The sequence below is a fragment of the Siphonobacter sp. genome (genome assembly GCF_048595215.1).
Classification (GTDB): Bacteria; Bacteroidota; Bacteroidia; order Cytophagales; family Spirosomataceae; genus Siphonobacter.
In genome coordinates this window covers 1-9,387 of record NZ_JBMDWJ010000282.1, presented here as the reverse complement: position 1 = coordinate 9,387, position 9,387 = coordinate 1, and the positions used below count along the sequence as shown (strand labels likewise).

At 50.0% G+C, this 9,387-nt stretch carries 9 protein-coding genes; 6 read left to right on the top strand and 3 right to left on the bottom strand.

Annotation, left to right across the window (positions count from 1 at the left end; genetic code table 11):
- Positions 1 to 923 (bottom strand): MFS transporter (locus tag ACOJTG_RS17670; RefSeq protein ID WP_420155032.1); only part of this gene is annotated, 923 nt, incomplete at its 3' end.
- Positions 924 to 1,160: 237 nt separating this feature from the next.
- On the opposite strand from ACOJTG_RS17670, the gene ACOJTG_RS17665 reads away from it, so the two are divergent.
- From ACOJTG_RS17665 to ACOJTG_RS17640, 6 genes are all read left to right on the top strand, one after another.
- On the top strand, positions 1,161 to 1,604 hold the full coding sequence (locus tag ACOJTG_RS17665; protein ID WP_420155031.1) for an HYC_CC_PP family protein: 444 nt from the start codon (positions 1,161 to 1,163) through the stop codon (positions 1,602 to 1,604).
- Positions 1,605 to 1,680: 76 nt separating this feature from the next.
- Positions 1,681 to 3,891 carry a TonB-dependent receptor gene (locus ACOJTG_RS17660; protein WP_420155030.1) on the top strand — a complete coding sequence of 737 codons (2,211 nt, stop codon included), beginning with the start codon at positions 1,681 to 1,683 and terminating at the stop codon, positions 3,889 to 3,891.
- A gap of 152 nt (positions 3,892 to 4,043) precedes the next feature.
- Positions 4,044 to 4,589 (top strand): helix-turn-helix domain-containing protein, encoded by a 546-nt coding sequence (locus tag ACOJTG_RS17655; protein WP_420155029.1) that lies wholly within the window; start codon positions 4,044 to 4,046, stop codon positions 4,587 to 4,589.
- A gap of 104 nt (positions 4,590 to 4,693) precedes the next feature.
- A complete protein-coding gene (locus ACOJTG_RS17650) occupies positions 4,694 to 6,028 on the top strand; it encodes a hypothetical protein (protein ID WP_420155028.1) in 1,335 nt (444 codons plus the stop codon).
- Between the two features lie 64 nt (positions 6,029 to 6,092).
- The gene (locus tag ACOJTG_RS17645) at positions 6,093 to 6,428 is read left to right on the top strand and encodes a four-helix bundle copper-binding protein (protein ID WP_420155027.1); all 336 of its coding nucleotides are present in this window, start codon (positions 6,093 to 6,095) and stop codon (positions 6,426 to 6,428) included.
- Between the two features lie 128 nt (positions 6,429 to 6,556).
- On the top strand, positions 6,557 to 6,904 hold the full coding sequence (locus ACOJTG_RS17640; RefSeq protein WP_420155026.1) for a heavy-metal-associated domain-containing protein: 348 nt from the start codon (positions 6,557 to 6,559) through the stop codon (positions 6,902 to 6,904).
- Positions 6,905 to 7,186: 282 nt separating this feature from the next.
- Here ACOJTG_RS17640 and ACOJTG_RS17635 read toward each other — a convergent pair whose 3' ends face one another.
- Positions 7,187 to 8,356: a glutathionylspermidine synthase family protein gene (locus tag ACOJTG_RS17635; protein WP_420155025.1), complete on the bottom strand. Its 1,170-nt coding sequence runs from the start codon at positions 8,354 to 8,356 to the stop codon at positions 7,187 to 7,189.
- A gap of 47 nt (positions 8,357 to 8,403) precedes the next feature.
- Positions 8,404 to 9,030, bottom strand: coding sequence for a hypothetical protein (locus tag ACOJTG_RS17630; RefSeq protein WP_420155024.1), 627 nt, complete (start codon positions 9,028 to 9,030; stop codon positions 8,404 to 8,406).
- Between the last annotated feature and the right edge of the window lie 357 nt (positions 9,031 to 9,387).

Sequence of the window (9,387 nt, the reverse complement as noted above, 5' to 3'; positions counted from 1 at the left end):
AGTTTATTCGGAGCAATGTATTTCATCAGGAACGTTCCTACGAAACGGCCTACCGTCATCATCACCATACTGAAAGCGAAGTAGTACCCAGCCGTTTCATCAGAGAAGCCCATTTTCTCGTGACCGTAGTTGATAAAGTACGCCCAGGTACCGCCCTGAGCCGCCGCGTTGAAAAACTGAGCAATGGCCGCCCACACAAAATGGCGGTGTTGAAAAAGCTTTTTCTCGCTTTTAAAGGCTTCGGGATGGGCTGCATACGCCTCGGGCGATACAGCGTGAGCATCCTGGAAGGAAGGCACCTTCACGAAAGAAAACAGTACGGCAATCCCGGCAATGATAAAACCAATAATCAGGTACAGGGACTTTACTGATTCCAGATCGTGGCTTTCACTGCCTTCCCGTAACAGAAGATACGTACCAACGAGGGGGCCAATGATGGTACCGAGACCGTTGAAAGACTGGGCGAAGTTGATTCGCTGGTCACTCGTACGTTCGTCGCCTAAGCCTGCTACGAAGGGGTGGGCGACGGTTTCAAGCGTTGCCAGTCCGCAAGCCAGAATGAACAGGGCGATCCGGAAGAATCCGAAGGATTCCGAACTCGCCGCCGGAATAAACAAAAAGGCCCCGCATGAGTACAGAATCAAACCCAGCAGTACGCCGTTTTTGTAGCCGAATTTTTTCATGAAAAATCCGGCGGGCAAACTCATAATGGCATACGCTCCAAAAATGGAAAACTGAACCAGTCCGGAGTCGGCCTTGGATACGTGCAGAACGTTCTGAAAGTGTTTATTGAGTACATCACCCATGGAGATTGCAAAGCCCCAGAGCATAAATAAAGAAGTAACAAAAACGAGTGTGACGAGGTATTTCTTCTCGGTAAACTTTGCTTTTTGTTCCGATGCGGCTAGTGTAGAATGAGCCATGAAGAGCGGTTTTAGAATGCTTTGACTGACAAAAATAGACCTCCTGACTTATAAACTAGCCTTTGTCCCTTAATTATTCGTATTTTTAGATTAGTACAGGATTATCCAAAGAATGAAAGAGCTAGCGAGAAAAGCTTAGGCAGGATTTACATAATTCTGGAGATTGTTTACAAAACGATTGAAAAATCAGCGAGATACGGAAATACAATTTACCTTTGTACCTAAATCTCTTACGGCATGAAACCGTCGTTACTTTTCCGCTTGTTTAACGTCTTTATGGTACTGGTCGTCCTGATCAGTTCTACGGGTTTTGGCCTAGTGGAGCACACGTGCCATATCCGGAACAAGAAGAAAGTATCGCTGGTCTCGATGGATAAGAAGAGTTGCCCTGCCTGTACCAAGCAAGGCAGTTCAACGCCGACGCACCAGACTCTCAAGAAGCAGAAATGCTGTGAGGAAGAAGTGCGGTACGAGCACGTTCCGTATACGTCCTCGCTCAACAAGCTGGCGGCCAAATTCGTAAAAATGGTCGTAGAATTTACGGCTCATTTTGCGTTTACGTTCTTTCAGTTACTGACTGAAGCCATTCAGTCACTGCTCTACGGCACGGCTTCGGCCCGGGCGGCAGTCCCGCTGGCGGGGCGTACCCTGCTTTCCTTTGTCCAATCTTTCCTGATTTGAATACGGCTGGTTGATCGAAACCTTCGGAGCGTGGCTTCGAAGACGAATTCTTTTTGTTCAACAAAGCCATCATTTTATGTTTTTTCAGCGAATACGATTCACTGGAGTATTGCTCCTGTGGAGTGTTTCGGCTGCTTTTGCTCAAACGTTAACGGGAAAAGTAGCCGAGGCCGACGGCAAAAACGAGCCGCTGGTCGGAGCAAACGTCTACTGGCTCGGTACGTTCGTTCATACGCAAACGGATACGGAAGGAGCCTTTTCCATTCCGAAAACTGCCGATCAACGCCGACTGGTAGTCTCGCTGGTGGGTTATCAAAGCGATACCTTAACGATTGATTCGCTCGCTCCGGTAACGGTTTATCTGAAATCGACGAACCAGTTGCAGGAAGTGACCGTGACGAGTTCGGCCACCAGTATTGACCGCCTCAATCCCATCCAAACGGAAATTATTACGATCAAAGCTTTGGCGAAAGCCGCCTGTTGTAACCTCTCGGAAAGCTTTGAAACCAATGCTTCCGTATCGGTCAACTACGGGGATGCCGTAACCGGAGCCAAGCAGATTCAACTGCTCGGACTGGCCGGAAATTACGTCCAGATCAATACCGAAAATATTCCCAACATCCGAGGCCTGAACACAACGTTCGGTTTGAATTATACGCCGGGCACCTGGATCAGTTCCATCGATGTATCCAAGGGCGTGGGTAGCGTCGTGAACGGTTACGAAGCCATGACCGGAGCCATCAATATCGAACTGGCCAAACCCGACGGACCGGACAAGCTTTTTCTGAACGGCTACGTCAACAGCTTTGGTCGGGGTGAACTGAATCTCAATCTGGCTCGCAAACTCAACGAAAAATGGTCGGTGGGTTTACTGAGTCACGGAAGCACGCTGCAAAACCGCATTGACAAAAACGGCGACGGCTTTCTGGATGTACCCCTGTACTCGCAGGCCAATGTGGTCAATCGCTGGAAGTACCAGTCCGACCGCTGGATGACGCAATTTGGCGTGAAAGCTTTGTACGAAGACCGGACGGGTGGACAGAGACAAGCCGGAAAAGATCGTCCCGGCGTGTACGAGTTCGGCAACCTGACCCGTCGCATAGAAGTGTTCAGCAAGACTGCCCAATTGTTTCCTTCCAAACCTTACAAAGGGGTGGCGTTAATTCTGAATGGCGTCTACCACGATGCGTCGGCCCGGTTTGGATTACGAAATTATTCGGGTATCCAGCAGACTTTGTACGGAAATCTGATTTACCAAAATATCATCGGCGATACCCGGCATACCTACAAGGCCGGAGCCAGTTTCATGCTGGATGATTACAACGAACGTTTCCAGGATTCAACGTTCACGCGGAAAGAACTTGTGCCGGGCCTGTACGGCGAGTATACCTACACCATTCCCGAGAAACTAACGCTGGTAGCGGGTGGTCGGGTGGACTTTCACAATCTGTACGGAACCCGGTTTACGCCGCGAGTACACCTGTTGTACCACCTGCCCGCTGAATTCGATCTGCGACTGAGTGCCGGAAAAGGCTGGCGGGTAGCGAATGCCGTAGCCGAAAACTACGGAATGCTCGTCAACTCCCGCACGTGGTCGGTACTGGATCGGCGGCTGAACCCGGAAGAAAGCTGGAACTACGGAGCGGGTCTGACGAAAGCCTTGCAATGGTTTGGCCGCAAGGGAAACTTCACGCTGGATTTTTACCGGACAGACTTCCAGAACCAGCTCATCATTGATATGGAAACGGCGGATCGTATTTCGGTGTACAACCTGCGGGGAACGAGTTTCGCCAACAGTTTTCAGGCCGAATGGAACATCGAGCCGCTGCCGCGTACGGAGGTCAAACTGGCGTATCGCTGGTTCGACGTTCAGCAAAGCGTACAAACGCCCGGTGGCGAAACGGTACTGTTACCCAAGATGTTCGTTAACCGGGATCGGGTATTGTTCAACGTGGGCTGGGCCAGTGACAAGTACGAAAAATGGAAAGTAGACTTCACCTGGCAATGGAACGGTCGGCGACGGATTCCGAATACCGATCACAGTCACGATGGTACACTGACCTCCGTATACGCTCCGGCTTTCTCCAATTTTAATGCTCAGGTAACCAAGAATTTCCGAACCTGGGCTTTGTACGTGGGTGGCGAAAACCTGGCCAACTTCACCCAGAAAAATCCGATCATCGGAGCAAATGATCCATTCGGAAAAAACTTCGACGCCTCCATGGTCTGGGGGCCTGTCATCGGAAGAATGATCTACGTGGGATTTCGGTATAAGATTGGGGAGTAGCGTAGACTAGTTTTCAACGGTCCGCCGCTGCGGTTGACGGTTTTCAGTTTTCAATGAATTGAGACCCAGTCAAAATGGAAGTTAAGTTTTAAGTACGATTGTGACAGCTATTTTAACTGAAAACCGTCAACAGTAAACCGACAACTGAAACAATGAAATTATACATCAAAAACATGGTTTGTGATCGTTGCAAGATGGTGGTTCGACAAACCTTTGAAGACCTGGGCATGACGCCCGAACGAGTAGAGTTGGGGGAAGTAGAGGTGAACGGTGACGTACCTGACTGGTCCCGCCTGCAACAGCGACTGGAACAACTCGGCTTTGAACTGCTGGAAGACAAACGCAAGCAACTCGTCACGCAGATCAAACGACTGGTGTTGGCGTATATCAACCAGCCCGCCCGGCAGAATCTGTCGGACTATCTGGCTGAGCAGCTTAACCGCGAGTACAGTGCGTTAAGCAAGCTGTTTTCGGAAAGTGAACAGCAAACCATCGAGCAGTACGTGATTCGACTGAAAATCGAGAAGGCGAAGGAATTACTCAGTTACCGGGAACGGAACCTCAGTGAAATTGCCGATGAGCTAGGGTACAGCAGCGTCGCTCATTTATCGAATCAGTTCAAAAAAGTGACCGGAGTAACGCCCAGTCAGTTTCGTCTCAGCGAGGACGTAAGTCGGCAGCCACTTGATCAGATCTGACGAAATCGTACAAAAGCCATCCAGAATCCTGTAAAAAGGGTGATACGGTGCGTAAGTACTTTTGTTGAATCCGGAAAATGAACCCAGTTTTTCCCTACAAAGCCATGAAAAGTTACCTCATTATTGGATTGCTGCTAACGTCAAGCTTCGTATGGGCTCAGCACGAGCAGCATCACATGCACGCCGATAGTACCCAAAAGCCGATGGCTCATCACGATTCCACGGCTCATGGCAATAGGCACGAGCATACCATGACGCATTTGTACTCGCTGAGTCTGCCCATGAACCGGAATGGTTCGGGTACGGGCTGGCAACCTGATGCTACGCCCTTGTACGCCTGGATGGCCCATCGGTCGAAGTGGATGTACATGGTTCACGGAAGTGTTTTCCTGCGGTATACGGCTCAGAATTTCACTAATTCCGGTAAGCGGGGGCAGGATAACCGAATCTCGGCACCGAACTGGGTAATGGGGATGGCCCAGCGGCAGGTGGGCGAAAACGGACTTTTCGCGGCAACGCTGATGGTTTCGCTCGACCCCTTGACAGAAGGTGGAAATGGGTATCCGCTCTTATTCCAGACGGGAGAAAGCTGGAACAATCGACCCTTGATTGATCGGCAGCACCCACACGATCTGATTTCCGGACTGACCATTGGCTATACGCAACGATTGAGTAAGAAGGTAGATGTCTCGGCCTACGTCGGCTATCCGGGCGAACCAGCGTTGGGGCCCGTTGCCTTCATGCACCGGTTCTCGGCCTGGAATAATCCGGACGCTACCCTGAGTCACCACTGGCAGGATGCTACGCATATTACGTACGGCGTAGCAACGCTGGGCGTACGGGTAGGGCAGGTGAAACTGGAAGGATCGAGCTTTACGGGACGCGAACCCGGCGAAAATCGGTACAATTTCGATCGTCCCCGCTTTGATTCGTATAGTTACCGAGTTTCCTGGAATCCTTCCATGCACTGGTCTATACAGGCTTCAAGAGCTTACATTCATTCCCCCGAATCACTTCATCCCAGCGAAAACGTGAATCGAACGACTGCGTCCGTACAACATCTGAAAACTCTGGGCAAAACGAGCTGGCTGGGTACCACGGCTTCCTGGGGCTACAACGACGCGGGTGATCATCATCAGGAACACTCGGTGTTATTGGAATCCAACTGGCAACACGCCACCTGGGCCTTGTATGGTCGGTATGAATGGGTACAGAAATCGGCTGAGGAGTTAGTGATACCGGGCAATGCCCTGTATAATGTTCATGCCCTGAGTTTGGGGTACAATCATCAGGTGGCTCAGGTTGGCAAATTATGGCTGGTCGCTGGAGTACAGGGTACGGTTTTCTTGAAAGATCAGGCGTTGAGTAACTTATACGGAAGTACGCCCGTATCGGGTCAGGTGTATGTACGACTTACACCAACCCGCCTGAAGATGTAGAAATGATCAAACTTCCTTCAACGCTTACATTTCAAACATTATACCAACCAAACCTTGATTGCTTATGAATAGGGATGCTTGTATCGAGGCCTGTCTGGCCTGCGTAAAAACCTGCGAAACCTGCGTGACGAATTGCGTCACGAAGATGGATCATCACATGGACCGTACCCAGTGCATTCAGTTATGTCGGGACTGTGCCGAAGTTTGTACGACCTGTGCCCGGTTGTGTGCCCGGGATTCTCAGTTTGCCATGGATCTGTGTAAACTCTGTGCGGAAGTATGTAAAGCCTGTGCGGCCGAATGCGAAAAACACGCCCAGCACGGCGACGAAGTCTGTGCCCGGTGTGCCGAAGCCTGCCGCCACTGTGCGGAGGTATGCGAAAGTATGGTTGCCGCTTAATAATGTATCCCGACTGGTTTGAAGCCAGTCGGGATATCGTCATTTTTACGGATGAAAGTAGCAAAAGGAAAAAATGACGGAATGATTTGAAAATCCTCTTTGTTTAAAGCTTAATCAACACAATTTGTATGTTAAAATCACTCTTATTCACCTGCTGCCTCTTGCTGAGCGGACTGGTTTGGGCGAAAGAAGAACCCAAAACCGTAAAGATTAAAACCTCGGCCATTTGTGGCATGTGCAAAGCCCGGATCGAAAAGAATCTGGCTTTTTCCAAAGGAGTTAAAGAATCCAATCTGGACTTAAAAGATAAGGTCGTAACGGTAACGTACGATCCCAAAAAGACGAACGAAGAGCAGATTAAGGAAACGATCACGAAAACGGGTTACGACGCCGATACCGTACCCGCCGACGCGAAAGGCTACGAAAAACTGCCCGCCTGCTGCAAGAAAGACAGCAAAATGAATCACCACGAATAATTTAGTTTACCGTTTGCGGTTTACTGTTTTCAGTGGGTTGGCATTCATGTGAAACCACAGCATTGCCTAAAGACTTGTATTAGGTAGTACTGTGGTTTCGCGTTTGTACGGGGATAATTTTGTGGTAATACTTCGTTCGCGTCGGAGACGCTGAACCAGAGCTGCACCGATCATTCCATGACGGTTATAAATTGGTGCAAGCGTGTGGCAGGAATGTCTTTGTGAAACGTAATGCCGTCGTGGCAAAAAACTGAAAACAGCAAACTGTCAACTGAAAACGAACTACTCCACCAGATGGCCCGAGAACTGAGCGGAGTTATCCAGAATTTTCCCACCCCGGCGAAAGCCCAACCCACAACCTTCTCCCGCGAAGAAAACCCCCGCCTGATAGCGATCACCCTGTGAATCTACCGGAAATTCTACGTATTCCTGATAGATGGAATCCTGCTCTCCGTATTCACCCTCGGCCTGGTCGGTAGCTTTTCCCTGCGGATCGAGGATTTCCACGTTGGCCCCTTCCCGGCCAAAGAGTACTTTCCGAACCGAAGCCTTGCCCGCTAAGGGTTGGGCCTGCGTTTGCAACAGAAGCGAATGATTGGGGTTCAATTCCCAGAGAACTTTCAAAATAGCCTTGGACTGGAATAATAGGGTATATGCGGGGTTGATAATTACCGTTTTCCGGTTTTTAACCACCTGCGTCAGAATATCCGCCAAATCCGGTTCTTCCCAGGCAATGTATTCCCAGGGAACGAGTTTGAACCAGAAATCAAAGCGTTCAAACGTGCCATTTTGCGGATTCTGTCGGAAGAGTCCTTCACTCGGCGAAAATTCCACTTCATCCACGTAGGCATACTCAACATCAAAACCTGCCTCTTTGGCCGCTTCGCCAATCACCTGTACGTTGGCGTCGTCTTCGGGTGTATCCCGCATGGCCGATACCAGTAGGGTAGGCGTCAGGTCGGAATTCAGATTCCGCAGAATCTCAAAATTCTCCACCAGCGATTCGTACAAAGTATTAAACTGAGCGGCTTCGTCAAGGCCGTTGGCTTTCAGGTGGGCCCACTGCACAATGCCCGTCTCGGGGATGCAGGTAGCCGTATCGGCATTGAATTCAATCAGTTTAATGGGCTTGCCGTCAATGCCTCCAGCCAGATCGAAGCGACCGTACAGGTGTAAATGACGGTCGTCGTTCCAGGAAAGTTTGATCAGTTCAATCAGGTTTTCGGGAATGCCCAGTTCCGCAAAACGTCCCTGATCGATCACGGCTTGCCCGGCTTCGACGAACAGTTCGTACAAATCATTGGCCGCGTCATAGTAAGCCTGAGCTTCGTTCTGGTTAATACTTACTAACTCATGAGTCAGGTAAGGAATCGTATCGGAACCCAGCATCCAGTCCCAGCCAATTTGACGAAGCTGGGCTTCTGGAGCCGTAGGTAAGGTTTTAATTTTCATTCGATTGAGGGGATATTCTTCGACAAGTATTCAATACATACGTACGATTAGCCACCGTAACTACGGCTGCGGCTACCGCCAAAAAATCCGCTACGTCCACTCGACGGACGTGACGTACGGACCGTTTGGGTCCGGCGGGAGCTTTGTACTTCCTGACGCACGTTGTTTGAACGACTGAAGACCGCCGGATTGGTATAAAAGCGGGAACGCTGCTGATCGCCGTACTGCGTCTGATATTGCTGATACCGTCGGTTGTTGAGCGAATTGGCCAGGAAATAACCCATGCCGCCCCAAAGCAGAGCACTGCCTAAACCACTGTGTCCGGCGTGATATTGCTGATTATTAATGACTTCCTTGTCAATAAGTGCCTTGGCGGCCTGAGCCGTCAGCGTATCCCGGTGCCCGTCGTAGTACCGAACGATGGCCTGAGCACTATCGGCAGCTACGGATACCTCGTCCGTGATTTTAAACTCGCCCGGACTGGTTTCGGTGATATACGTTCGTACGCCCTTGCCGAAGGTGGTTTCCTCGCGGGTTTCGTACTGCCGTTCGTCTGAATTATTTCCGCAGCTTTGTAAAGTGATTGCTCCAGTAAGCAGAGCGAGCGTTAGGGTACCGCCAATCGTGATGTCTTTCGCTTTACGAACAAAGGCTCCTTTTTTGGTAGGTGTCATAGAGATAATGTTAAGTACGAGTTTAACGCTAGCGTAGCAGGTTAAGATGTTCCAGAATATTCTACAAAAATGATACGAGCCCCGGATGGAACGAAACAGGATGGGATCAGCGGTAAATTCCCGGATCAGTCATCCGGAGATTTTGGGATGAATTTCAGCAGAGCCGGGTACATGTGAGCGGGAACCCGTTTCTTTGTACCGTATGATGGCTTTGCTTGATGCTCTAGTAAAACACCTTTTATCGCTTCAGTCGCAAGGCGATGTGTATTACCCTGCTGGACTTTTTCCGAGTCAGCGACTCAAAACAGAACTCGGATACCGCCGGGAAGATTCCAATATCTTCTTTACGGCCATTAC

What these genes read in the sequence shown, in the direction of transcription:
- ACOJTG_RS17665 (WP_420155031.1), top strand. Translation starts at nt 1,161, where the DNA reads ATGAAACCGTCGTTACTTTTCCGCTTGTTTAACGTCTTTATGGTACTG.
- ACOJTG_RS17660 (WP_420155030.1), top strand. Translation starts at nt 1,681, where the DNA reads ATGTTTTTTCAGCGAATACGATTCACTGGAGTATTGCTCCTGTGGAGT.
- ACOJTG_RS17655 (WP_420155029.1), top strand. Translation starts at nt 4,044, where the DNA reads ATGAAATTATACATCAAAAACATGGTTTGTGATCGTTGCAAGATGGTG.
- ACOJTG_RS17650 (WP_420155028.1), top strand. Translation starts at nt 4,694, where the DNA reads ATGAAAAGTTACCTCATTATTGGATTGCTGCTAACGTCAAGCTTCGTA.
- ACOJTG_RS17645 (WP_420155027.1), top strand. Translation starts at nt 6,093, where the DNA reads ATGAATAGGGATGCTTGTATCGAGGCCTGTCTGGCCTGCGTAAAAACC.
- ACOJTG_RS17640 (WP_420155026.1), top strand. Translation starts at nt 6,557, where the DNA reads ATGTTAAAATCACTCTTATTCACCTGCTGCCTCTTGCTGAGCGGACTG.
- ACOJTG_RS17635 (WP_420155025.1), bottom strand. Translation starts at nt 8,356, where the DNA reads ATGAAAATTAAAACCTTACCTACGGCTCCAGAAGCCCAGCTTCGTCAA.
- ACOJTG_RS17630 (WP_420155024.1), bottom strand. Translation starts at nt 9,030, where the DNA reads ATGACACCTACCAAAAAAGGAGCCTTTGTTCGTAAAGCGAAAGACATC.